Annotated in this window: 19 protein-coding genes and 1 pseudogene; 15 read left to right on the top strand and 5 right to left on the bottom strand. The window is 45.9% G+C overall.

The window, feature by feature from the left end:
- Nucleotides 1–7: 7 nt before the first annotated feature.
- Nucleotides 8–829, bottom strand: a complete 822-nt coding sequence (locus MKX30_RS23675) for an endonuclease/exonuclease/phosphatase family protein (protein WP_023986555.1) — start codon at nt 827–829, stop codon at nt 8–10.
- Nucleotides 830–834: 5 nt separating this feature from the next.
- Nucleotides 835–2,499 carry a PTS transporter subunit IIBC gene (locus MKX30_RS23670; RefSeq protein WP_023986554.1) on the bottom strand — a complete coding sequence of 555 codons (1,665 nt, stop codon included), beginning with the start codon at nt 2,497–2,499 and terminating at the stop codon, nt 835–837.
- 242 nt (nt 2,500–2,741) lie between these two features.
- Here MKX30_RS23670 and MKX30_RS23665 point away from each other — a divergent pair, with 242 nt between their 5' ends.
- The 3 genes from MKX30_RS23665 (at nt 2,742) to pgmB (ending at nt 6,870) form a co-directional block, all read left to right on the top strand.
- The gene (locus tag MKX30_RS23665; protein ID WP_028541915.1) at nt 2,742–3,749 is read left to right on the top strand and encodes a LacI family DNA-binding transcriptional regulator; all 1,008 of its coding nucleotides are present in this window, start codon (nt 2,742–2,744) and stop codon (nt 3,747–3,749) included.
- Between the two features lie 154 nt (nt 3,750–3,903).
- Nucleotides 3,904–6,186: a glycoside hydrolase family 65 protein gene (locus MKX30_RS23660; protein WP_053324414.1), complete on the top strand. Its 2,283-nt coding sequence runs from the start codon at nt 3,904–3,906 to the stop codon at nt 6,184–6,186.
- 24 nt (nt 6,187–6,210) lie between these two features.
- Nucleotides 6,211–6,870, top strand: a complete 660-nt coding sequence (pgmB, locus tag MKX30_RS23655; RefSeq protein WP_023986551.1) for a beta-phosphoglucomutase — start codon at nt 6,211–6,213, stop codon at nt 6,868–6,870.
- A 235-nt stretch (nt 6,871–7,105) separates the two neighbouring features.
- Here pgmB and MKX30_RS23650 read toward each other — a convergent pair whose 3' ends face one another.
- Nucleotides 7,106–7,894: a DNA/RNA nuclease SfsA gene (locus tag MKX30_RS23650; RefSeq protein ID WP_053324412.1), complete on the bottom strand. Its 789-nt coding sequence runs from the start codon at nt 7,892–7,894 to the stop codon at nt 7,106–7,108.
- A 137-nt stretch (nt 7,895–8,031) separates the two neighbouring features.
- Between MKX30_RS23650 and MKX30_RS23645 the strand changes: the two are divergent.
- The 4 genes and pseudogenes from MKX30_RS23645 to MKX30_RS23630 form a co-directional block, all read left to right on the top strand.
- Nucleotides 8,032–8,109 (top strand): annotated as a pseudogene (locus MKX30_RS23645) (hypothetical protein); the annotation flags it as partial.
- A gap of 157 nt (nt 8,110–8,266) precedes the next feature.
- Nucleotides 8,267–9,217, top strand: coding sequence for a helix-turn-helix transcriptional regulator (locus tag MKX30_RS23640; RefSeq protein ID WP_341063633.1), 951 nt, complete (start codon nt 8,267–8,269; stop codon nt 9,215–9,217).
- A gap of 64 nt (nt 9,218–9,281) precedes the next feature.
- Nucleotides 9,282–9,662, top strand: a complete 381-nt coding sequence (locus MKX30_RS23635) for a nuclear transport factor 2 family protein (protein ID WP_028541911.1) — start codon at nt 9,282–9,284, stop codon at nt 9,660–9,662.
- Nucleotides 9,663–9,716: 54 nt separating this feature from the next.
- Nucleotides 9,717–10,367, top strand: coding sequence for a nitroreductase family protein (locus MKX30_RS23630; protein WP_264454287.1), 651 nt, complete (start codon nt 9,717–9,719; stop codon nt 10,365–10,367).
- Nucleotides 10,368–10,517: 150 nt separating this feature from the next.
- On the opposite strand, the gene MKX30_RS23625 is transcribed toward MKX30_RS23630, so the two are convergent.
- Complete coding sequence (locus tag MKX30_RS23625) at nt 10,518–11,174, bottom strand: alpha/beta hydrolase (protein WP_071559480.1); 657 nt, start codon at nt 11,172–11,174, stop codon at nt 10,518–10,520.
- A 270-nt stretch (nt 11,175–11,444) separates the two neighbouring features.
- Here MKX30_RS23625 and MKX30_RS23620 point away from each other — a divergent pair, with 270 nt between their 5' ends.
- The 3 genes from MKX30_RS23620 (at nt 11,445) to MKX30_RS23610 (ending at nt 16,558) form a co-directional block, all read left to right on the top strand.
- Nucleotides 11,445–13,109, top strand: coding sequence for an SWIM zinc finger family protein (locus tag MKX30_RS23620; protein WP_341063630.1), 1,665 nt, complete (start codon nt 11,445–11,447; stop codon nt 13,107–13,109).
- On the top strand, nt 13,106–16,066 hold the full coding sequence (locus MKX30_RS23615; RefSeq protein WP_341063628.1) for a DEAD/DEAH box helicase: 2,961 nt from the start codon (nt 13,106–13,108) through the stop codon (nt 16,064–16,066). The genes MKX30_RS23620 and MKX30_RS23615 overlap by 4 nt, the downstream gene beginning before the upstream one ends.
- A gap of 147 nt (nt 16,067–16,213) precedes the next feature.
- The gene (locus tag MKX30_RS23610; protein WP_023986544.1) at nt 16,214–16,558 is read left to right on the top strand and encodes a hypothetical protein; all 345 of its coding nucleotides are present in this window, start codon (nt 16,214–16,216) and stop codon (nt 16,556–16,558) included.
- Between the two features lie 91 nt (nt 16,559–16,649).
- Here the strand turns inward: MKX30_RS23610 and MKX30_RS23605 are convergent, their stop codons facing one another.
- Entirely contained in the window at nt 16,650–18,743 is a 2,094-nt protein-coding gene (locus tag MKX30_RS23605) for a pectate lyase family protein (protein ID WP_339201271.1), read from the bottom strand.
- A 374-nt stretch (nt 18,744–19,117) separates the two neighbouring features.
- Between MKX30_RS23605 and MKX30_RS23600 the strand changes: the two genes are divergently transcribed.
- The 5 genes from MKX30_RS23600 to MKX30_RS23580 all read left to right on the top strand — a co-directional run bounded on the left by MKX30_RS23600 (nt 19,118) and on the right by MKX30_RS23580 (nt 25,550).
- Complete coding sequence (locus MKX30_RS23600) at nt 19,118–19,639, top strand: ClbS/DfsB family four-helix bundle protein (protein WP_023986542.1); 522 nt, start codon at nt 19,118–19,120, stop codon at nt 19,637–19,639.
- Nucleotides 19,640–19,714: 75 nt separating this feature from the next.
- Nucleotides 19,715–20,350, top strand: a complete 636-nt coding sequence (gene udk, locus MKX30_RS23595; protein WP_013308305.1) for a uridine kinase — start codon at nt 19,715–19,717, stop codon at nt 20,348–20,350.
- 260 nt (nt 20,351–20,610) lie between these two features.
- Nucleotides 20,611–22,170, top strand: coding sequence for a response regulator transcription factor (locus MKX30_RS23590; protein ID WP_341063626.1), 1,560 nt, complete (start codon nt 20,611–20,613; stop codon nt 22,168–22,170).
- A 38-nt stretch (nt 22,171–22,208) separates the two neighbouring features.
- Nucleotides 22,209–24,029 (top strand): cache domain-containing sensor histidine kinase, encoded by a 1,821-nt coding sequence (locus MKX30_RS23585; RefSeq protein WP_341063624.1) that lies wholly within the window; start codon nt 22,209–22,211, stop codon nt 24,027–24,029.
- 231 nt (nt 24,030–24,260) lie between these two features.
- On the top strand, nt 24,261–25,550 hold the full coding sequence (locus MKX30_RS23580) for an ABC transporter substrate-binding protein (RefSeq protein ID WP_023986539.1): 1,290 nt from the start codon (nt 24,261–24,263) through the stop codon (nt 25,548–25,550).
- Nucleotides 25,551–25,604 lie beyond the last annotated feature (54 nt).

Genomic DNA, 25,604 nt, shown 5'->3' with positions numbered 1-25,604 from the left:
CTTCTCATCACAGCTCCAACTCAACTGCAACCCCAAAATGATCCGATACAACTGGTCCTGTTTTTCCGTTCAGTACAACGGTTGAGGATTGTACCTGTGCAGCCTTATTGGAGAAGATAAAGTCAATGCGGAGCGGCTCCGCATTACTTTCCCAGCCAGCAATAGCTTTAATCACCGTGTGGCCTTCATCACGTACTGCTGCATTCGGATAGGTGTCCGACCAGCCGGATTGCAGTACATAGTCATATCCTTCTCCGCGTACTTCAGCCGCGTTGTTGAAATCACCCATCATGAACACAGGAGTCGGAGCAAAAGAATTTAGCACTTTTGTTGTACGATCCCATAGTCCACGGAAGGATTCTTCATCATTCCACCAGTTATAATGTCCACTTACAAACCAGGTCTGCACTCCGCCCACCACAGTTTGAATGCCGACAATTTTACGCGAGCGGTAGTTGTCATAATCCTGTAGCGAGGAAACATATTCGTTCACCGTAGCTGTAATTGGTGTTTTGGACAGAATCGCCAAACCCTCGTCGTATTTGGCAAAACCAACATGCGCGGGAGCCCACGTCCAATGATAGCTATCAGACAATAGCCCGTTCAGCACATAAGCATAGTTATCACGCTTAATGACAACTTCAGGATCTGCGCTATAGTAAGCGCCCAAATCGTCCGGCGACAAAGGAGTCTCTTCCATGGACTGGTTCACTTCCTGCAAAGCAATGACATCAAACTGCTGTTCATCAATAAAAGCAGCCAGTTGCTTTAGCTTATCGTGCTGGTTTTCTTCCATCCAAGCATGTGCATTTAAGGTTAACAACTTCAAAGTAATCACCTGTTGAGTATGTCTTGTATATCTGATTTAAGCACATCGGCCTTCGGTCCGTAAACCGCCTGCACCCCATTATCTACTTTTATCAAGCCCAAGGCACCCAGCGCTTTCCACGTCTTTTCGTCCCCAACGGCATCTGTATCCTTCACCGTCACACGCAGACGGGTCATGCAAGCGTCCACCTCGACAATGTTCTGCTCACCCCCAAGCGTCTTGATGATATCCGTAGCCAGTTGATTTTGAGTGGAAACAGCTGCCACACCTTCTGTCTTCGTATTCCCCACCTCGGAAGTGCCCTGAGGCTCCTCATCCGTATAGTTCCCCAGTCTTCCCGGCGTAGCCATTTTGAATTTACCGATCATAAAATAAGCGATAAAGTAGGTTGCTACCGCAAACACCACACAAGTCAGCACGAAGTTAATAATATCCTGCACCAAACCCGCATTTATAGACAACGGCAATCGGGTCAGCAGTTCAATCATACCAAACGAATGTAAACGCAAATGTATGATGTCGGCCATTCCGAACGCAATACCGGTAAGAACAGCATAAACCACATACAGCACAGGTGCTACGAACATAAACATGAATTCCAGTGGCTCCGTTACCCCTGTTAAAAAGACAGCTGCGGCTGCCGAAAAGATCATCGACTTGTACTTGCTGCGTTTATCTTTGTCTACACGGCGATACATAGCCACCGCTAGTCCCATAAGGATTCCTGCTCCACCGATCATTTGTCCTACCTTGAAGCGGGCAGGCGTCACGCCTTCCAACAAGCTATTGTAGGCTGTCGGATCGGTACCACGAAGCGCACTCAGGTCACTTGCCCAAGCCAGCCACAGCGGGTCTTGCCCGGCAACGACGCTTCCTGCCCCGGAACCCGTAAGTGTCGTGTAAACGCCACCAAGTTGAGTATAGTTAATAGGAACAGTCAGCATATGGTGAAGTCCAAAAGGAATCAGTAGTCTTTCCAGTGTACCATAGACAAATGGCGCTACAAAAGGAGCCGACTCTCCCGAAGTCGCCAACCAAATACCGAACTGATTAATCCCCCCCTGAACAAATGGCCAGATGGCAGACATGATCAAACTTACGATGACAGACCATAAAATCACGACAAAAGGAACAAAACGTTTACCGTTAAAAAAGGCTAAAGCGTCTGGCAGCTTACGGTAATTGTAGTACTTGTTAAATACCACGGCCCCGACAAATCCGGAGATGATACCGACAAACACACCCATATTAAGTGCAGGCGCCCCTAAGACAGAGGTAAAATAGCCACTAACCGGAATGGATGCACCAAAAAGAGTGTGGGTGGTGGCACCTTCCTGGGTTAGCATTTTCGAGGACACACCCAAAATCGTTCCTGTTGAAATATTAATGAGAATAAAGGCAATTAAGGCAGCAAAAGCCCCGCCCGCTCGTTCCTTAGCCCAGGAACCACCAATCGCCACTGCAAATAGAATGTGTAAATTATTGATAATACCCCAACCCAAATTCTCCATGACCCCGCCGACAGTCAACCAGAAATGGATATCGCCAGCCAACATCGCCACTACTTTACCGAGCGAAATCATAATCCCTGCTGCCGGCATGACAGCAACAACCACTAGCAGTGCTTTCCCGAGCTTTTGCCAAAAATCAAATGATAGAAGTTTTTTCATGCTCCTTCAATCTCCATCCCTTATAGTATGTACAGCGTTGTTCGTACCCTATAAACATTATGCAATCGGTTGCACAATTATTATAATGATATCGCTTTCTATTGGCAATACCCTAATTGTAAATATCTTGGTTAATGATGATGTAAAAACTCGAAAAAGCCGCGAATTTGTTGATTTTCGAGCAATATCGTATGATAGAACATAATATTTCCTGCTTGAGATAGCAAAAGGAGACGAAGACGATGGCAGTAACCATCAAAGATGTCGCAAAACGTGCTAATGTTGCTACTTCCACCGTATCCCGTGTCATTCAAGACAGCCCCAAAATCAGCGAAGCCACCAAGGCACGTGTCCGTAAAGAAATGAAGGCGCTTGGCTATGAACCCAACTATTCAGCTCAGAGTCTAGCTAACCGTGTCACACAGTCGATTGGCATTATTATGCCTGAATCGGATGTGGCAATCTTTCAAAATCCCTTCTTTCCGGAAAGCCTTCGCGGGATCAGCGAATGGGTGAATGAGCACAACTATACACTGTCCATTGTCACAGGAAAAACGAGTGATGAATTGCTATCCCGCGTGAGGCTGATGAGCCGGACCGGACGTGTTGACGGCTATATTGTTCTGTACTCCAAGCAAAAAGATAGCATCGTGGAGTATCTTCATCAAGAAAAAATACCTTACACCGTAATCGGTAAGCCTCAGCAATTTGTCAGTGAAACTACCCATGTAGACAACGATAACTACCAGGCTGCTAAGGATGTGGTCACTTATTTGACTGGGCTGAATCATCAGCGCATTGCTTATGTTGGCGGTGATCATGAACAGATCGTGAATATTGAAAGACTCCGAGGCTACCAGGATGCGCTGCGAGAGGCGGGCTTGCCTCTACCCAAGGAATACGTGGTCAGGGAGCCATTTAATCTAGAGGACATGCGCACATTATTGCAGGCTACCCCGCCGCCTACCGCGATGATCGTTAGCGACGACCTTGTAGCCATGGCAGTACAGAAAATGCTCTCTCAGCTCGGCGTGTCCATGCCAGAGCAGTTATCCATGGTGAGCTTCAATAATCTAATGCTGGCTGAGCTGATGAATCCCCCTCTCACTTCCGTGGATATTGATATCTTCACTCTAGGTTATCAGGCAGCCAAAAGCCTGATTGAAAAAATCGAAGACCCCAAAGAGTTGACCAAACACATCATTGTTCCCCACCGAATTGTGGAACGCGAGTCCAGCCAGGTACTATGATTCTCTGAGGAATGAACAAGAACTGATTTTGTGGAAACCCATAAAATCAGTTTTTTTGCGTTGACAGGGCAAACGGTTGCACTATATACTGAACTCGCTCATATACTGGTTTCGTTAAAACAACGATCTCATTTTCCGAGAGGGGTACACAATCATGGTTTACAACCGATTATTTGACGTAGATAGCTGGAAGCTGACAACACACACTCTACATAGCACACACATGCGATTACAGGAAAGCATAACGTCCATAGGCAACGGTTATATGGGCATGCGCGGCAATTTTGAAGAAGCTTATTCAGGTGATCATCATCAGGGAACTTATATCTCCGGTGTATGGTTCCCCGACAAAACAAAGGTCGGCTGGTGGAAAAACGGCTATCCTGAATATTTTGGCAAGGTCATCAATGCCATGAACTTCATCGGCATCAGTCTGATCGTAAACCAAGAGGAAGTAGACTTATTTACGGCACACATCAGCGATTTTGTGCAGGAATTGGACATGAAACAGGGCATCCTGCGACGCACCTGCACCGTGAACGACCAGGTTCGTATCACTACGGAGCGTTTTCTGAGCCTCACCACTCGTGAGCTATGCCTGATTGATTACCAAGCAACGAATATAAGCGAGCAGCCTCTAACCATAGAGCTTGTCCCCTATTTGGACGGCAATACGAAGAATGAAGACACGAACTATGATGAGGTTTTTTGGTTGGAGGAGGCCCGAGAGGTTCAAGAACAATTCATCAGCCTGTCCACAACAACTATAGATAATCCCTTCGGTATTCCGCGCTTTACCGTAAACGCTACCATGGGTATTGTGACCGAGGGACAGGAGCAGCAGACGACGGAAGAGAGCTTTTTGTACGCTGCACGCCACTATCAATACAGTGTCGCTCCGGGCGACAGTATCCAGCTGCAAAAGATTGTGGCTGTTACCACCTCACGGGATATGGAAAAGGATGCACTGATTCCACAAGCTGAACGCATCGCCGTGGAGGCTGTGAACAAAGGCTACACTTCGCTCAAGCAGGAGCATGTCGCAGCTTGGGCCAGACGTTGGGACAAAGCCGATGTAGAAATCGAGGGAGATACAGAGGCCCAGCAGGGAATACGCTTTAACATTTTTCAGCTGTTCTCTACGTACTACGGCGAAGATGCCCGTCTGAACATTGGTCCCAAAGGCTTTACAGGTGAAAAATATGGCGGTGCCACCTATTGGGACACAGAAGCATATGCCGTACCTATGTACCTGGCGCTCGCAGACCCGGATGTAACCCGAAATCTGCTGCTGTACCGCTACCAACAACTTGAGGGTGCCAAGCATAACGCAGCCCAGCAAGGGCTACGGGGTGCACTATACCCTATGGTCACTTTTACAGGTGTGGAGTGCCATAACGAATGGGAGATTACCTTTGAGGAAATTCACCGTAACGGGGCCATTGCGTATGCCATCTACAATTACACCAACTATACGGGGGACCTGAGCTATTTACGGGAATATGGAATAGATGTACTGGTCGAAATTAGCCGCTTCTGGGCCGACCGGGTTCACTTTTCCAAAAGCCAGCAGCAGTATATGATCCACGGGGTTACCGGGCCGAACGAATACGAAAATAACGTCAATAACAACTGGTATACCAACACGCTGGCTGCATGGGTTTTGAAATATACATTATCGGTCTTACCTCAAATTTCAGCAGAAAAATCGGAGCATCTAGCAGTTACGGCTGATGAGCTTGCACATTGGCAGGATATCATCACTCACATGTATTATCCCTATGATGAGGAGCGGGAAGTCTTCGTACAGCACGATACCTTTATGGATAAGGATTTGCAGCCTGTATCCTCCCTTGATCCCAGCAACCTTCCACTAAATCAGAAATGGTCATGGGATAAAATCCTTCGTTCCTGCTTCATTAAGCAGGCAGATGTGCTACAAGGGCTGTATTTCTTTGGAGACCAGTTCACGCTGGAGGAAAAAGCACGCAATTTTGCATTTTACGAGCCAATGACTGTTCATGAATCCAGTCTGTCCCCGTCCATTCACGCCGTGCTGGCTGCCGAACTCAAAATGGAGGAAAAGGCAGTCGAGATGTATAAGCGGACGGCCCGTCTGGATCTGGATAACTACAATAACGATACCGAAGACGGACTTCATATCACTTCCATGACGGGAAGCTGGCTGGCGATTGTACAGGGATTTGCCGGGATGAGAACGTATCGTGAAACATTAAGCTTCTCCCCCTTCCTGCCACAGGGCTGGAACAAATATACGTTTAAAATCAACTATCGCGGTCGCTTGTTAAGTATTCTCGTACAAGAAAATGAAGTGATCATTACCCTGTTGGACGGAGAACCGCTGACGCTGGAGCTGTATGGAGAGCCAACGCACATTACCAGTGGGCAGTCGTTAATGACGAACAGCGTTTCATAAATCGGGCAGACAGGGGGAAACCAAATGAAAGCAGTCATTTTTGATCTGGACGGAGTCATTACAGATACCGCCGAATATCATTTTCAGGCATGGGGCAGCTTGGCGGCAGCGCTGAGCATCCCTTTTGATCGGGAATTTAATGAACAGTTAAAAGGAATCAGCCGTACGGAATCGCTCGACAAAATACTGGCGCGCGGTAACCTGTCCGATAAGTTTTCAGAAGAAGGCAAGCAAGAACTGGCCACACGGAAAAATACGGAGTATCAGCGGCTCATTTCAGCTGTAACGCCCTCGGACATTCTTCCAGGCATTAAAGCGCTACTGACAGAACTTCGTGAAGCCCGAATCGGCATCGCGCTGGCCTCTGCAAGCAAAAATGCAGCGTTTATCCTGGAGCGACTGGAGCTAGCCTACTATTTTGACAGTGTGGTGGATGTTACCGCCATTCGGCATGGCAAACCTGACCCGGAAATTTTCCTCACCGGAGCCGCAAATCTAGGCGTTCAGCCTGCCGACTGTATCGGTATAGAGGACGCACAGGCTGGCATACAGGCGATCAAGGGCGCCGGGATGTTCGCGGTCGGTGTAGGAACACCTTCGCAAATGCAAGGTGCGGATATCGTGGTAGCCACTACTGCCGAGCTTTCTCTGAGCATGTTGGAGTCACATTTTATCAGAGGATGAAAAAGAAAAAAAAGATTATAAGGATCATAAAGACCGACTCTTAATGAATCGGTCTTTTTTGTCTGCTCCAAAAACCAGATGAGATCCGCCGCTAGGTCACCGTCTATTTTCTGTCTGTAAAGGTATACTCTTTTTAACAAACAATTAACGGTTGCTTGGTGAAGTGAATAGCAAATATCATTTTCTTCAGTAGCATCACTATATTGGAGTTTAATTGACAAAAGTGTGTCAGTAGCTATTTGTATATTTCTTCAGAAATAATATCGCCTGTTAAAAATTGATTGGTAATGTTGTAATAGCCCGTCAGGCTAACTGCATCGGGATTAATTTGTAAATCAACTTGCCAGATTTCAACTCCATTTTTGATGGAATTTTGAACGGTTTGCATAACATAACCGCTGTGTTTCCCAGAATTCCCAACTTTGAATCCATTGTTTTCATAAACTAAACAAACAATCAAAATCGCACGTTCATTTATAGATAAACTTCCACTGAGTTCACCCATGTGCTTGATAAAACGTTCAAAAGAATTAAATTCAGCGTTTTTTTTGATTACAATATGATCGCCCATCTCGACATGTAAAGTGGTTAATGGCGTTTTGACCTCTACATAAGTTTGATCCACCAGAAAATCCAGTTTTGAATTACCAAGCTTCGTTTCCCGGATGACTGTCTGGAAATCGCCAATCATATCTTTAAATTGACCACTTGAAATGAAATGTTCGATATACCGATTGGCCGCATTTTGGTTAATCCCAATCCATGACTTCGATTCAACGGATGGTAGATCCAGTGAAATGGCTTCAATGGTGAACTGTGTTTTTCTTTTAGGGTCATTACTACGCGAAACAAGACATGGGATATCATGAAAGACAATGTTTCCTATACTGCCTGTAGCAGGACAATGGCAATCGTGTAGCTCCCCATCCAGTTCAACCATCATAACAAATCGATTTTTCTTTTTTCGAATTACACCCTCAAGAAGAGGAGAAGCAAAATGAAAATGACTGCTTATATTCTCCATTACAGTTAAGCTCCTTCATTTCAGCGATTTTGGATCGTCTACAGAAACCACATGGAACTGTGTACCCCTCATAAAACTATACTGCTCGTCTCCTGACAACAGTGTGTCAGGAGGGTGATGGTAGGACGTATTTTCCGGCGGTGAGGACTGCACTATTGTTACCTTTGATGTTCAATACCGTTTTAATTATCTTTCCGTTTAAAAAGCGCGGGGCAATAATAATCTAGGATGATAACCGGGAATCATTACTTTCTATAGACCAAATTCTGATGGAGAGAACACTACTGACATACAAGTGTCAGTAGTGTTTTTTTATAGTGATTAAAAACAATTAGGTTTATAAATACAACTGAAACACAGGAGGGATGGAAATTGAATAAAACCGAACGGCAATTAGCGATTTTATTGGAGCTACAGCGTAGGAAGGTTCTAAAGGGAGAAGAACTAGCGGAGAAGTTAGAAACCAGTGTACGTACGATTTATCGAGACATTCAGGCTCTTAGTGAATCTGGCGTTCCGATTATCGGTGCACCTGGACACGGCTACTCTTTAATTGAAGGGTATTTCCTACCCCCGATTAGCTTTACGGTGGAGGAAGCGGTCTCCCTTTTACTTGGAGCCGAATTCATTGAACAGCGATTTGATAATCAATATAGTCAAAGTGCTCAGTCCTCTCGGGGAAAAATTGAAGTGATCTTACCTGACCCCATTCGTCATGAAACTGATCGAATCCGCAGTGGTATTCGTTTTCGACTTCAATCTGAAGACCCTGAATTAGGTGAAAGGGAAAAATCCAATATAAAAACGATTCGTATTGCCATGATGGAGGGAAAGAAAATACATTTTAAATATACGAAGCGAATATCGGAATCGGAGAATAGTCGTGAAACGATACGAACAGCCGCACCTTTAGGATTAGTTCTTGTGCAAGGAGGGTGGCTGCTTGTGGCTCAGTGTGATCTCAGAGGAGAGCATCGACATTTTAAAATATCTCGCATGAGTGATGTGAGTACAATGATCGAAAGTTTCGAATTACCTCGGGACTTCAATTTGCATACGTATCGTCCGGCAGATGATCGACATGTAACCATTCGAACCGTATTTAAGCCCGAGGTTGCAGATAAAGTCGATGAATCAAAAATATATTTTATGGAACATGCTGAGCTTCTTTTGAGTGGCTATTATGTAGACTTCCGTGTTCGATATGCTGAGGAATTATTGCATTGGATTTTGAGCTGGGGATCTAATGTTAAAGTATTGGAACCTGAATCCTTTCGAAGTCGTGTCAAAAAAGAAGTGGAAAGTATGTTGAAGAACTACTGACAAACTGTTGTCAGTAGAAGGCTTGTATATTGTAATTATTCCAACTGAAAGCGAGGTATTCAACATGAATACAAATGAAAACAACAATGCACTGGTGATCGCAAAAGCTTATTTTGAAGCGATGGCAAATAAAGATATCGAAAAGCTGATGACGCTGGTTTCGGACAAAGTCACTACGACCTCTCCCTTAGGTAACCTTGAAGGTAGAGAATCATTCCAAAATTTTGCAGAAGGATTTGCCCGGATGATTAACAAGCTAACACTCATTACAGCATTTGGAGATAATAAGGAGGCTGTGATCGTATATCATTCCAACACTATTCCAGTTCCGGATGCAACGGTTGCCGAATACATCGTCGTAGAGGATAACAAGATTTCCTCCGTTCAAGTGATCTACGATGGAACACCTTTTGCTGCTTACGCTGCAACTCAATCCAAACACTAAACCATTGGATCTATATAAATAATAAGCTTTGATACTTGAAAGGAAGAACCTACTGTGAACCAAAATAATACATCTAATTTTGAGAACGCGGAAGAAGTTATTGAGAAAATATTGCGTGAACGACATGCTACCAAAGAGTATAAAACAAACGTAATCATCCCAGAAGAAACGTTGAATGAAATTTTTGAACTTGCCGCGACAGCTCCTTCAGCCTGGAATCTTCAACACTGGCGCTTTCTGGTTATCCAGAATCAAGAACAAAAAGATCGAATCAAACCGATCGCCTTTGGACAGCAACAGATTTCAGATGCTTCTGCTGTTGTTGTCATTCTCGGTGATCTTGAGGCAAACCGAACTGGCAGAGAAATGTATAACCGTCTTTATGAGTCAGAATTCATCTCGGAAGCAGTGCGAGACATCTTGTTATCCCAAATCGAAAGAGGCTATCAAAGCCCTCAATTCGCTAGGGATGAAGCAAACAAAAATGCTGCTCTCGCAGCTATGCAACTCATGTTAGCTGCCAAGTCGAAAGGCTACGATAGTGGTCCAATAGGTGGATTTAATCCTGCAGGACTGCCTGAAGCTCTGAATATTCCTGGGCGGTTTGTCCCTGTCATGATTGTCACTCTTGGTGTAGCCGCAACCCCTGCACGTTCAACAACACGTTTCTCCCTTAATGAATTAGTTATTCATGAATCCTTTTAAGGATTCGCGACAAAGAACCATCTGTCTCAAGATGGTTCTTTTTAGTTCATTCTGCAAGAAGGTTGGAGAAAAAGTGATCTAGTGGCGCGAAGACAAGAAGGCAACCAGCCTAATATCCTATTACAACAAAAAAACGAATACCAAGGCTGGTTACATCTTCGAGCTTATCCCCGCATCCTCACGCAGCCACTGAAGCACATCTCGCTGGTTATCTGGTGAGACACCGTGATCCGTCGGGTATGTTTTGAATGTGGAGTGAGAAGTCCTGGTCTGGAAATATGCCGCCGTCTCATGGCCGATGCTCACTGGAAATACAGAATCGTATTCGCCGTGGGAAATAAATACGGACACGTCCTCTATGCTTTGCAGCGCGTATTCTGTTTTCACAAAATCAGGTACATAGCCGTTCAACGCTACAATCCCCTTCAACTGATTGCCAAGGGTAAGCGCAAGTGACATCGACAAAATCGCTCCCTGACTGAAGCCGAGGAAATACCGTTTACTAGGATCAACCGGATATTTATCTGTGGCATACTGTACGAACGCCTGAAGCTGTTCAATAGACCGATCAAACTGCTCACGCAGCGGATTACCCAGACTTTTCAGCTCATAATATTGGAATCCTCCACTCATGGGAAGGTCTCCACGAATGCCGATGATAATAAATTCCTCTGATAGCAGCTCCACGACTCCGAACATATCCTGCTCATTGGACCCTTTCCCATGCAGTGTAAAAATGGTTGGATACGTACGGTCGGGATCAAGCTGGCTGGGCAGGTGAATATCATAGCTATATAAAGACGACATATTATTTCCCCCTCTTAACAATAAGTTTATTGCATACCTCCACGGATACAGTTCACTACAAACCATTCCTATACAAAATCATTAACACTAAAATATTAGTAATATTTATTTTATATTTATAATAGAAATGTACTCTTCAAAAGGAAACATGTCAACCCGTATGAAAACTTTCCAACTGCTCCCTCCACTCAATTTATATTTGTGAACTGATATAATGGAAGAGTTAAGCTACTACCCGATCAACTATTCTCTCTTAGGAGACTAATGCATATGAAACCAACCTATCTTATGGATGATACACAGTGGCAACAGCTTATTCAAAATGTGGCTGACCATTTTAATGACGTGACGATCAAACGAGGTTTCCAGTATTTTAAGCAAGGAAAGGTAAAAGAGTTCGCAATGCCTGATGCCGATCATATTGCAGCTGTCGTGGATGGAAGCGAGCTATACGAGGTGGATCTCCACTTAAGCGCTTTTGCTGCCAGCAGATGTACGTGCCCTGTCCACACCAACTGCAAGCATATGATCGCCGTACTACTGAATTACGCGAATGAACAAGAACGTTCTGTACATGCTTTAGTGAACGCTCATTCGGCGGGATTCACTCGATTGGCGGCAAAAGCTGACACGGGTACTGTACCTCCTTCCCGGTCGAGCCTTTCACCGGATCACAAGGAAACAACAAGAAACGCTCTCAGTAAAACTGCAAGCCAAATACCAGACATGCCCATTTCAGAGTGGCATGATCTGTTCGATCAGTGTATCGCCCTTAACCGTGTGAACACACAAAATTCCCAATATGTCCAAAGCGCTTTAGCCTCGATCTATGCTGTGAAGCCACCGCTTTCACCCGGCATGCAACAGCTATACGGACTGCATGCTCATCTGCGTGTGCTGGAAAAGCTGGTGCCTCAGTCTCCCATGCCGGGCTATCCCTCTCATACCTATATGGGGTATTACACGCAAATTGCTGCCGATGAGCTTAAAGAAGCTATCGAGCGTGATTTTGAGAGTCCACTGGAGCTGACCGATGAACCAATGCAAGAAGCCCGTATGGCAGAAACCTTAGCCTATTTACGCCAAAAAATGCTGACAGAATCGCGTAACGGTACTTATTTTTCAGACGCGTATTATCAGTTATGGCTGCACTGGGTGCACAGGGTGCATCACGAAAGGCAGGACTCCAGCATATATACGGAGGAATTACAGCATTTACAGGCGGCTGAAGAGGAGCTCGGCACAACTTTAGCACGGCTTCCGTGGATGTTGGCTCGCAGCTGGATGCATATTTTCCAATCGCACGATAATGAAGCCTGGGCACTGCTTCAGGAGGCGGAACGAGCTTTTCCACTAAAAATTTCTTCCGGTCAATTGCTTTTGTTCTTACAGGCGTTGCGTAAAGCCGAGGATTGGGCACGTCTCAAGGACGGACTGCGACATATCGGCCCCCTGCTTCACAGTCATCGGGATGACCATTTACAAGATTATATACATGATTGGGATCTGGTTTTACAGCACCTTCCAGAAGCGGAGCAGGACATGTGGGACACGCTGGTGGGTATGCTTCCATTTGCCGGGGGAATGTATGAAGAGGCGCTGCTTGCTCACGAAAAATGGCGGTCATGGATCGACTATCAGCTAAGCATACGCAGTGAGCCTTTGAGTTTTCGAGTGAGTGTGTTGCAGCCCATTGAAAAGAACGCGCCTGAGTTACTACTCCCCTTTTACCATCAGGCGGTAGAACGTTATGTGCTAGAAAAAAACAGGGCCAGCTATAAAGCAGCAGTCAAGCTGTTAAAGCGACTGTTCAAGCTGTACAAGAAAATGAAGCAGGAATCACGCTGGGAGCTGTTCTTTACGACCTTCACCAGCCGTCATAGCCGCCTGCGGGCGCTACAGGAAGAATTACGGAAAGGGAAATTGTTATCATGAATCAATATACCGAAACGATTACCGTCCATATCCAATTAACTACCTATGGAGACGCGCTGATCTATGGCGATTCCTCCATGAACTATAGCATTTCCGGCCAAATTCTGAAGCAGCGTTTGTTTGCTTGGCATGAGGCTTCGTTTTATGGCACTGAGCTGGAGATTCAACATGTTCAAGACACGGATATTATCCTGCTGCCCTCGGAGCAGGTGATTCCCTTTCTGGCAGAGCGCGAGCTTCTGAAGCATATCGAATGGGTCTGGGACGAGGCCAATGCCCCGTGGCTCCGGCTGATCCCTTTACTTGCTCACTGTATTGAGGCAAAAGCATATGTGCCCAGCTTCACAGCGTTCCAGGCGGGGAAGCTGCAATGGAAGTGGGATGCGGAAGCACTGGAAAACATCCAACCGGCAGAGCTTGCTTTGCTCGACCGCTTGGAGAAGGACGAGCAGGAAGGGCTGATAGCGGCGTTCTCGGCTGCCGTATTTCAGCGCTGGTACGGCACCGAAGCGGAAGCCGCCGATTTGCGAAGAGAATATCCGATTCTCTTCGCCCCCAATCGCCCGGCGGCGGGTCTGGACGCGCGGGCCTGGCTCATCGCCATCGGCTGGAAAGCCGATACCGCGCCATTTCGGCCACTTCTGCAACTGCTAGAGCCAGAGCTGGAGGACGACGAGCCGTCCTGGCAGCTCAAGCTTGTGTTGCAGGACAAGCAAGACCCGGCGTTGCTGGTGTCTGTACAGCTCGCCGATGATGGGTACGCATCCGGCTCATGGCCCGATGCCTGGACAGCACATGTCCGTGAGCGCTCTGCCGGGTGGCTAGAACGTTTGACCTCGATTTTGCCCGCCGGGCAGCGTGCCGGAAGCCGCGATGACGTGCTGAATCGCCCGCTCTCCGACGAAGCGGCGTGGCAATTCCTGACGACCGACAGCCAGCGTCTGCTGGAAAGCGGTTGGCAGGTGCTGCTCCCGGCTTGGTGGGAGGCAGCTACCCGCAAGAAGCCAAAGCTGCGGGCCAAGGTACGCCCGGGCGAAGGGGCGGGAGAGCGCACGAAGGGTAGCTCGCTGTTCGGACTGGACTCGATTGTCCAGTTCGATTGGCGTGTTGCCATCGGTGATGCCGATCTCAGCGAGTCGGAATTCGCCGAGCTGGTCGCTCGCAACGAGCGCTTGGTGCGCTTCCGCGGGCAATGGATCGCGCTCGACCCCGCGTTGCTGGCGCAGATCCGCCGGGCCATGGCCGGGATCGACAGTGCTCAGGGATTGTCCTTTCAGGACATCCTGCAGCTACACCTGCTCGGCAACGCCGACGAGCCTGAGGGCGACGCCTCGGGCGAGCAGCCGGAGGATGCGGCACGCTTCCGACTGGAAGTCGAGCTGAATGCCCATCTGCTGAAGCTGATCAGCCAGCTCGGACGGCAGTCGGAATGGCCTGCATTGGACGTGCCGGACGGGCTGCAAGCCGAGCTGCGGACGTATCAGCGGGACGGGTATGCATGGCTTGCTTTTTTACGTCGCTTTGGACTGGGTGCCTGTCTGGCCGATGATATGGGACTCGGTAAAACAGTGCAGTTTATTACTTATTTACTGCACCTACAGGATATTGCCGCCGAGACGGGCGTCCGCTCCAGTTCGCTGCTGATTTGCCCGACTTCGGTGCTGGGCAACTGGCAGAAGGAACTCAGCCGCTTCGCCCCTTCATTGAAGGTGATGCTGCACTATGGAAGCAAGCGGGAGCAGGGAGACCTGTTCCGCGAAGAAGTGGAGCAGGCCGATGTCATCCTGACCTCCTTCGCTACGGCAACCCTGGATCAAGAGCTGCTACAAAGCATGACCTGGGATTCAGTCTGCCTGGATGAAGCGCAGAACATTAAAAATGCGCAAACCAAGCAATCCACAGCCGTGCGCAGCTTTCCTGCACGTCATCGGATTGCGTTGACTGGGACACCTATTGAAAATCGCTTGTCAGAGCTATGGTCCATTTATGATTTTATCAATCCAGGTTATCTGGGCAGCTCACGCGCCTTTAGCAATCGCTTCATTAATGCTATTGAGAAGGAACATAACGAGCAGCGCACGTTAGATTTGCAAAAGCTGGTTCAGCCCTTCATGCTGCGGCGCAAGAAGAAGGACCCTGCTATACAGCTTGATTTGCCTGACAAGAATGAGATGAAAACCTACATTCATCTGACCTCTGAGCAGGGCGCGCTCTATGACCAGATTGTCAAAGAGTTGATGGAACGGATGCAGAAGCTGGAAGGGATTGAGCGGAAAGGAGCCATTTTATCCGCCCTTACCCAGTTGAAGCAGCTTTGTGACCATCCTGCCCTCTTAACCAAGGAGGCGCTCCCAGATACCGTGGCTTCCGGTTATAGTCAGGCCGATCTTGAAGCGGTCATTAGCCGTTCATCCAAGCTGGAGCGCATTCTGGCTATGGTCAAGGAACTGCGGGAGGAGGGCGAGCGCTGCCTTATTTTTACACAGTATATTGGTATGGGACAAATGCTCCAGCGGGTACTCGCTCAGGAGCTGCAAGAGCCCGTGCTCTATCTGAACGGCAGCACATCCAAAACTGCGCGTGACCGAATGATTGATCAATTCCAATCTCACACGCTCCCCCCTGCCGAGCAGCCATCCGTGTTTATTTTGTCGCTCAAAGCCGGGGGGGTGGGTCTGAATCTGACGGCCGCCAACCACGTCTTTCACTTTGATCGCTGGTGGAACCCAGCTGTTGAAAATCAGGCCACAGACCGCGCCTACCGGATGGGGCAAACGAAGGATGTACAGGTGCACAAATTTATCTCGCTGGGCACGCTTGAGGAACGCATTGATGAAATGCTGGAGAGCAAGCAGCAGCTTAGCGACCAAATCATAACCAGTACCGAGGGCTGGATTACTGAGCTGTCTACAGACGCGTTAAAAGACCTCTTTACGCTACGACGCGATTGGGCATAAGGAGGTCCAAAATCGAACTATAATGTACATGGAATGCCATTTTGAGTTCGATATATACCTATTTTTAAGAAGTCGTAGTTTATAACACAGTCCAAAACTCCTTTGTTTGCATTTACTATCTCATCACAACAAAGGAGTTGATTTGAAGTGGCCATTCGTCCTCCACAAACATTGAAATCTACGGGCAGGAAGGTTCCTGTTACGAGATATCGCAATGTGAGTCCAACACAAACCCTGCGCCGATTTACGGTCATCTGGGCTAACACAAACGGTGTTCCTTTTAACACAACTGGATTTTTTGCTATACTCCGGCGTCTAGATGGAAGCTTTGTGCAAGCTGCAGGCTTCGATGGTTTTGGTACTGCCCGATTCAGCAGAGTCCGTACACCTACGAACCAGGCTTTTATTCTGCGTACCTTTAGAGACGATGGAACGCTATTCCGGGTTAGAACCGTACCTGCTGGCGTGTCCTCGTTTGTCGTTATTGGTTAAGTTCGTACCGAACGCAGCCTTAACGTAGGTAACCAAAAAAGCAGCCAGAAACAGAGCATATCTGTCCTGGCTGCTTTTTTATATGGCCTACCTATTCGGAATCTTCTTCCACTATTGCATTTTTCGTAACGGACGTATTGTACACCGTTTTGAGCCAGCTTTCACTCGACCAGTTCAGCTTGCCTGCACCCGCTCCATCCTTGGCCTGCAATTGAGCAACCAGGTTAGCAGGGTCTTCGGCAGTATAGCTGTATGGCAACGTTGTGAATCCATTCCACGAGAAGCTCTTGGCCTTCGCAGGATAAGGGGCTAATGGGCTATTCGCTTCTTCGCTGCCTCCTCTGAATACGGTACCGTTGTCGGAGAAGATGACGTCTTCAGCCTTGATTTTTCCTGTGTAGTCATCTTTTTTAGGATCTTTTTGATTATTACGCACTGGAGAAAACACATCAATTAAATAAGACTTTTCTAGCAACACCGCACCGTTTTCTGTTGAAATCGCACCGTTACCCACGACGTCAAAATGGTATCCTTTTGCGGCAATTGCTTTAGCCATGTCAGAAGTGATTCTTTTTTTGGCTCTGGCCAATCCAGCATCGTCCATAACGATGTTATATGCATGAGCATTACCAGCACGCAGACGAGGCATACGATCCTGAATATCCAGGTAGTAATTATGATGCAGCGTTACCTCTAGGTCTGCATTGTCGGAAGCCATTTCCGTAGCACCAATCAGATGAGCCTTCTTTTGTCCTGCTGCAATATCAATGATATCTTCTTTACTCATGCCTACTGCACTGCTTCTCAGATAAGCGTACATAGGATAGGAAGACTTGTCTGCTTCCATCGCGTTGACTTGTTGGGTTACCCAGCTGTTGGAGCTGCGGTCATCTCCTTTGAACAAAGACCAAGAAATCGTAACTCCGTTACTACCTTTTTTCACATCTACCAGACCATCATAGGCTTTGTTAAATGTGCAATGGTCAATCCATACCTTGGAACTTGTACCTTCGATGGTAACATAATCCCAGTCATTCTTATCATAGTTCCCTTTGGTTGCTTCATCCCACTCCCAAAGTTCATCAAATTCGAGGTTACGGAAAATCAAATTGGAGCTTCTTTTGATAACAAAGCCGGCATGTTTGATTTTCGCACCATTGGCAGAGAAAATCGTAACCCCATTCATATTTTCGATATAGACTTTGCTCACACCTGTCTTTTTCAGAACAGGATGCGTCTGTACAGGGTTGTTGGCACTAAAAGGCATTACTTTGGCAGCACTAGGAATTTCATTCCAACCGAGATCAAGATCGTTCATAATCTCAATCACTTTGACTTTGCTGCCTTTCTTCAGTGCTTCGTTGAGATCTACAGCGTTATAAACTTTTTTGTAGTTGGCATCTGTATCCGCAATATTGCCACCACCTGTATTACCATACGAAAAGCCAGTCAAATTATAGTTATTTTTGGAGGTTGCGTTATGATCCACTCCAGGAGTCGGTTTCTCTGTACCTGGTGTCGGATTCACAGGCGGTGTTCCTGGTTCTCCCTCAGAAGAAGCACCGGATACAATCACATTATCGAATTGGGCAGCTGTTTTAGAAGTTACCAAACCAATGGCTCCAGCAGTGAGGCTGGTGTCTGTTGCGGACAGCTCCAGTTGATCATTGACATACATTTTGATTTCCGAACCGGATAGTTCCAGCTTGACTCTGTACCATGTATTCGTGTCCAGTTTGTATTTTTTATTGGTAGCCAGTGTCTTCATAGAGCCTTTGACTTTTTTTCGAATCTCAAGAGCTCCGTCTTTCTTGTTGTACAACGATGCTGCATAGAAGTTGTTGGAATCTGTGTATCTACCTGCAACGTAGACTCGATTAGAGCCATTAAAATCATTTACATATACATCTGCTTGCACGCTATAGTTCGTCCATGAGGCATTACCTTTGACGGAATGGCTTTCGCTTCGACTAGATTGTTGGTATGTAGAACCATTCCCATCCTTGACCACAGACCAGTTCCCCGAATCTGCGGTCCAGCCTTGAGCTTCTCCTTGCTCGAAATCATCACTTATCTGTAAATTCCCATCTGCATGTGCATGACCTAGCAACGGTAATGATAAAGACAGTACCAACGTACTGCTTAACATTACACTTGCACATTTTTTTAACAAACTCGACTTCATATAACAATCTCCTTCTTGATTAGATTCATGAATACTAAAGCAAAGGTTGCAACGTTCATCAGACATGACATGTCCAAACGGTATATAACGTACTGTTGAAGGGAATAATATCCCAACACCAATGAGGGCCCCAAGCGCTATACTCCAATAATTATAGGCTTTTAAATAAATATTAAAATATGTCTAATTACTTATCTTTTGTCTTAATTTTTCTATTAATTTTGCATCCTGTTTCGTGAACACGTCAAATGATGTTTCATAAAATCACAAAAAACGATATTTTTTTATTTTTGAATAAGACATACAGTTGTCATGTTGAGAATGGTACATATAAAGGAGTGAGTATCATCCATATCATTTAAAGGAGCGATTAGATGTCCAGCTACGACTACGCTTCCAAATTGGAGTTAAAAGAAGCCATTCATGCCTCCTACTTACGATTTGACAGTGAATTCCAGGAGATCGACGAGAGCCAAAAGGATATTCGTATCCCCGAAGTAGATAAAACACCCGCAGAAATGATCGCCTACCAGCTCGGATGGCTTCATCTTGTCATGACATGGGACAGGGACGAACGGGAAGGAAAAACTGTCATCATGCCCGCTCCCAATTATAAATGGAATAGACTAGGCGAACTATATCAATCATTTTACAAGACCTATTCCCACCAATCTTTACGTGAATTACGTGATATGTTCAAGTTGACTGAGCAAAAGTGGCTGGATTGGATCGACACACTTAGCCATGAAGAGCTCTTCACTCAAGGCGTTCACAACTGGACGGGTACTAACCCGAACTGGCCCATGGCAAGATGGATTCACATCAACTCGGTGGCACCGTTTAAAACATTCAGAGCCAGGATACGGAAATGGAAGAAATACAAAGTTCAACAGTGATGAAAAAAAGTGTGCATTGTGCTACAATACTTGAGTTGTATCGGGATACATTTAGGGAAGGGTAAGTGAAACGCCATGCTTATTATTGGTATTGCCGGCGGTACAGGTTCCGGTAAATCGACGGTAGCACGCGCCGTCGTTGAGCGTCTGGGATCTAATAAAGTGACTTTCATATCTCAGGATAACTATTATAAAGACCATTCACATCTGAGTTATGATGAACGTGCTTTGGTCAATTATGATCATCCGTTTGCCTTTGACAACGAATTGCTTATTGAGCATCTCCAATGTCTGAAAAAAGGACAAGCGACACAAGCGCCAGTGTATGACTTTACGGTTCATGCACGCTCCACGGACGAGACGGTAGAGCTTCTGCCAAATCACATCGTTATGTTGGAGGGTCTGCATGTGCTGTCAGACGAAAAGCTCCGCAGCCTGCTTGACATCAAAGTATTTGTGGATACTGACCCTGATGTGCGCATTCTCCGTCGGGTTCTTCGCGATATTGAGGAACGCGGCCGCACCATCCATTCGATTCACGATCACTATTTGACTACGGTTAAGCCGATGCATGAGGCATTTATTGAGCCTTCCAAGAAATACGCTGACCTGATCCTTCCTGAGGGAGGACACAATGAGGTTGGTATTCAACTGCTGTCTATTTTGACTGAAAAATATTTGGCGGGAGATCGGACATGGGGTACTGTATAAGGTAATCCCGGTCGTTTAGGCTGTCGAGATTTTCTCGGCTGCCTTTTTTGTTGTTTTATATGCCATTTGGACTAAATTATTTTGGAATCCCCGTGTGGTTTATGTTAGCATGTAAAGATTAAATGCTTTAGATTTAAGCTAAGTTGGAAGCGTTGTCAAATATGTGCCTCAGATGATATGACGTCCACGTGATGGAGGTCTTTTTTGAATCAGGATTTTTGGAAAATCCTCGAATAGGTATAATTACGGAGAGTGCTGCCATGAATGAGCTATGCAACATTTTGATTGTCGATGATGAGATATTGGTACGGCAAGGGATTAAACACCATTTATCGTGGGAACAGTATGGATTTCGAATTGTAGGTGAGGCTTCTAACGGGAAAGAAGCATTGGAGCTGATTGAAACCTTGCGCCCTCATATTGTCATTACAGATATCGTAATGCCAATCATGGATGGCGAGGAGCTGACGCGCATAGTCAGACAGAACTATCCAGATATCGAAGTCATTGTGCTTAGCAGTTACGGTGAATTTAATTACGTGCGATCCACCTTTCAGCAAGGGGTTGCTGACTATATTTTAAAGCCCAAGCTGGACACGGATGAGTTGCTCCAAGTACTCCAGAGAACCGCTCGCAAAATTCCATCCATTCAATATCAGGCAGATGCTAATAATAGTCAAATTACAATAGATCATGTGATCGAAAAGCTGATCTCCGGGTATAGCATGGACTATGACGCTGAGTTGCTGAAGCAAGCATTTCCTTATAGCCGTTTTGCGCTCATAGGCGTGGAACAGTCAGCACCGCAGAATAAAGGACGCTCTATCTCTGCCTCGGACCTATTTTCCAAGCTATCAGATCAAGTGTCCTCTGCCTGTGAGCACATCGTACTGCGACAACTGCCGTCCGATGTCTATGCGGCTGTGTTTTTAGCCAATCTTGATCCTCGTGAAGTAGACGCCTGGATGGCTGCGGTTAGGGAAGTTGCTCAGGAGACAAAGCGGGTCGATCCACAGACAGGCTGGGCAGTTAGCCATTTATTTGATGACTTCAATCAGATTAGTGACGTCTATCAGGATGAACTGCCAAAACTGCTGAGTTACCGCTTTTATTTCCCAGGAACAGCGCTGCTAATAGAAGACGAACTCCCTCCGCCTATACAGGTGAACAGCTCGTTCAACTTAAAACAGTTTACAGAAGAGATGAAGCGTGAGCATTTTGATACAGCTTTTCAGGATTTGAGATCCTATGTAGCCGCCATGTCCGGCAACTATACCTCTACCGCTTTTGAATTCAAATCGCTTCTCGGAAATATCGTGTTCAACATTACGATTTTGCTTGGGAATCAGGGGTATGATATGAAGGAGCTGGATGCGGCGAAATATTCCTATTTCAAAACAATTAATGATGCCCCTCATGTACATGAAGCCGTGCGCCTTCTGGAGACTTTTTTGGAGGAAGCGAACAGACAGATCATGGCTAAAACGCAGCAAGGAAGTAGCGCAAGCATGAAAAAACTGCTGGAGTATATTGAGGAGCATCATGCTGAAACGCTCAATTTGACGACACTTGGGCAATATTTTCATTTTAACCCTTCCTACTTGTCCAGTTATTTTACAGCACACCATACAGAGGGTTTTAGCGAGTATCTAAACAAAATTCGGGTCGAAAAAGCCGCGGAGTTACTACGGTCGGGGACGATGTCCATTTCGGATATTAGCAGCACGGTAGGCTATTCGGACCCCAGCTATTTTACCAAAGTGTTCAAAAAAGTGAAGGGCTACTCGCCCAGTCAGTACCGCCGGGAGCATCTCTATTAGGGAGTAAGCCACATCTGCCAGCAGAAAAGAGATTGAATATGAAAAGATACATCCATAAGATCAAATATCAAGGTCTGTTCTTCAAAATCTTTATTGTTATGGTGGTCAGCATCACTGCGGTGTCCTTGCTGACCTCTTTGGTGACGATTCGGATGTCTGAACGACTTTTTGCTGAGACATTCAGTATTACAAATGCCAAGGTACTCAGCCAGATTCAATCCAGCTTTGAATCCTTCAATGATTCTATCGTGAATGCCGTAACCCATGCTTCGGAAAATGGAACGGTCAAAAACTATCTGACTGGCGGTCAATCTGACTCGATTAACTCGGCAAGAATTTACTTCGGAATGGCACAGCAAATGAAGCAAATTAAATCGAACGTCGATGCCTATGATGTCGGTGTCGCTGTAACAGGTCTGAACGGCCGGAGCTTTTACTCCGACTCGTCCTATTGGCCTGTAACTGCGGAAGAACTTAAAAGCAATGCTATTACAGCCCGAAGTGTAGCACGACCGGCACAGCTTATGTATCAATTGGATACTGAATTATTTCAGCAACAAATGAATAATACCGCGCAAAAGCCAACACCCTATATTATCGCCTCCAAACCATTTATGGAGCGGACTAGCGGCACCCTGTACGGCATGATCTACATCGCTATCCGGGAACCTGAATTTCGCCGTTTCTACAACAATTTCACAAGCAATGGCAATGATGTGCTTATTTTGGACAAGTCGGGACTGATTGTATCGAGCAACCGCCAGGACCTGATCGGACAACGCTCCAGTGAGCTGCTAGGCTATGCCACAAAAATCAATGAACAGGGGCTTAACTACATTAATGCGGATGTGATGAATAAGGAAAGTATCCTCCTTTCCAACTATATCCCTTCATTTGATTTTTATCTGGTGAACATGATCGACAGACAAACCGCGATTGGACAAATTATTAACGTTAAATCCGTTGTATGGATCTGCATTGCTATCGTACTGATTGCTTTGGTGATCGTTTTTCTGATATCCCGTCGTCTGATTCGTTCCCTGACTCGACTGGTCAAGCAAATGTCGACCGTACGCGAGAAAAATTTTGATAATTATATCCCGGTAACGGGCAGCTATGAGGTTAGACAATTAAGTCATGCTTACAACTACATGCTGGATGAATTAAATGACTATATCCGTAAGCTTTTAGAGACGCAAAAGGGTCAACGGAACGCAGAGCTTGCTGCACTACAACGGCAGATCAATCCGCATTTTCTGTACAATACACTGGCTTCGATCAAAATGCTGGTGCTCAAAGGAAATAAGGAAACAGCCGCCGAGACGATCAATGCACTCATTTCCTTACTGCAAAATACAATCAGCAATGTGAGTGAAACGATCACCATTGAGCAGGAAATGGCCAACATGCAAAATTATGTGTTCATTAACCATGTGCGCTACGGGCAGCGGGTACAAGTGAATTATTTTGTATCACCCGATTGTCTGGAGTACCATGTGCCCAAGCTCATCATTCAGCCTTTTATCGAAAACTCTTTTTTCCATGCGTTTAATGAAAAAAACGTAGGACACATCTATATATTGGTGTCCAAAACGGAGGATACATTGATCTGTGAGGTGGTCGATGATGGAGACGGTATGGATTTGGACGGGCATACGGCGCAAGACGGACTTCCGAATCCCAAGAGCAAGCGCCAACTGTTCACAGGCATCGGCATCCAGAATGTGCACAACCGCATTACCCTTTTATATGGAGAAGAATATGGCGTGACCATCTCCAGTAAAAAAGGCGAGGGCACCAAAGTAAGAATGACACTGCCATTGATTTTGAAATCAAACGACAACGACTCCACTAAATAAATCTATACACTGAGCTTCAACCTAAAAAAAGTACCTAAACCAAAACAAAACACAAATGTAAGCGGTACCTTTTTTGATAAATCATAATAATAAGACCAATCCATATAAAGATATTCCTAACACCGACAAAGTATGGATGGTACACTAGATTTATAAATAAGGTAACCGCTTTCATTCAAGAGGTTTAGAACTAGCAAGCAACATATAAAAAAAGAGTAGGGGTTGAACAAAATGAAAAAAATGACTTTCCTTCTGCTGATTGCAAGCTTGATCTTGCTATCCGCATGCTCCAGCAATTCCGAGAAAGCAGCGACTACCACAGATTCAGGCAAAAAAGAAATCACCGTCTGGGCTTGGGACCCGAACTTTAATATCGCAGCCCTGAAGCTGGCAAAAGATCGCTACGTTGCCAAACATCCAGATGTAACCGTAAACATTGTTGAATATGCTCAAAACGATATCGTACAAAAAATGAATGCCGGTCTTAACTCCGGTTCTACCAAAGGACTGCCGAACGTGGTTCTGATCGAGGATTATCGGGCACAGAACTTCCTGCAAGCCTATCCCGATTCTTTCCATGATATGAGCAGCACGATCAAAGCAACCGACTTCGCTGATTATAAAATCGGACCGACTAGCTACAACGGCAAGCAGTATGGTGTTCCATTCGACTCCGGTGTTATGGGACTGTATGTAAGAACGGATTATCTGGAACAAGCCGGCTACAAAGTAGCGGACCTGACTAATATTGATTGGGACAAATTTATTGAAATTGGTAAAGCCGTAAAACAAAAAACAGGCAAAGAAATGCTGACTCAAGATCCAAATGACCTCGGTCTGATCCGTGGTATGATCCAAACTGCAGGTTCATGGTACCTGAAAGAAGACGGTAAAACACCAAACCTGGCTGGTAATCCAGCTCTGAAAGAAGCGCTCTTGACGTACAAATCCTTGTTCGACGCTAACATTGTTAAAATGAATGCCGACTGGAGTCAGTTCCTGGCCGCATTCAACAGCGGTGCAGTTGCTTCCGTACCTACAGGTAACTGGATTACACCTTCGATCAAAGCAGAAGCTTCGCAATCGGGTAAATGGGCCGTTGTTCCTTTCCCTAAGCTGAAAAATATACCTGAATCCGTGAATGCTTCCAGCCTCGGCGGCAGCTCCTGGTATGTCCTTAACTCGGACGGTCAAGATACCGCTGCTGATTTCCTGAAAGAGACATTCGGAACAGATCAAGAGCTGTATCAAGATATGCTGAGCAAAATTGGAATTGTCGGTTCATTGAACGCAGCTTCCAGCGGTAAAGCTTATGACGTGGAAGATCCGTACTTCGGAGGCGACAAAGTATACAAGAAATTTGCAGAATGGACTAAGCAAGTTCCAAAAGTCAATTATGGCCTGCACACGTATGCCATTGAGGATATCATGACCGTTGAAATTCAAAACTATCTGAACGGAAAAGATGTAGACGCAGTTCTGAAAGATGCTCAAGGACAGGCGGAAGCACAGCTTAAATAAGACAGTCCATCTAGCCAAGGCTAAACAATAAAACGATAAGCACTTAAAACCTTG

This window comes from Paenibacillus sp. FSL P2-0173, assembly GCF_038008045.1.
GTDB classification, from domain to species: domain Bacteria; phylum Bacillota; class Bacilli; order Paenibacillales; family Paenibacillaceae; genus Paenibacillus; species Paenibacillus polymyxa_B.
Note: the sequence above shows the minus strand (reverse complement) of the source record. Positions and strands in the feature narration are given on the sequence as shown.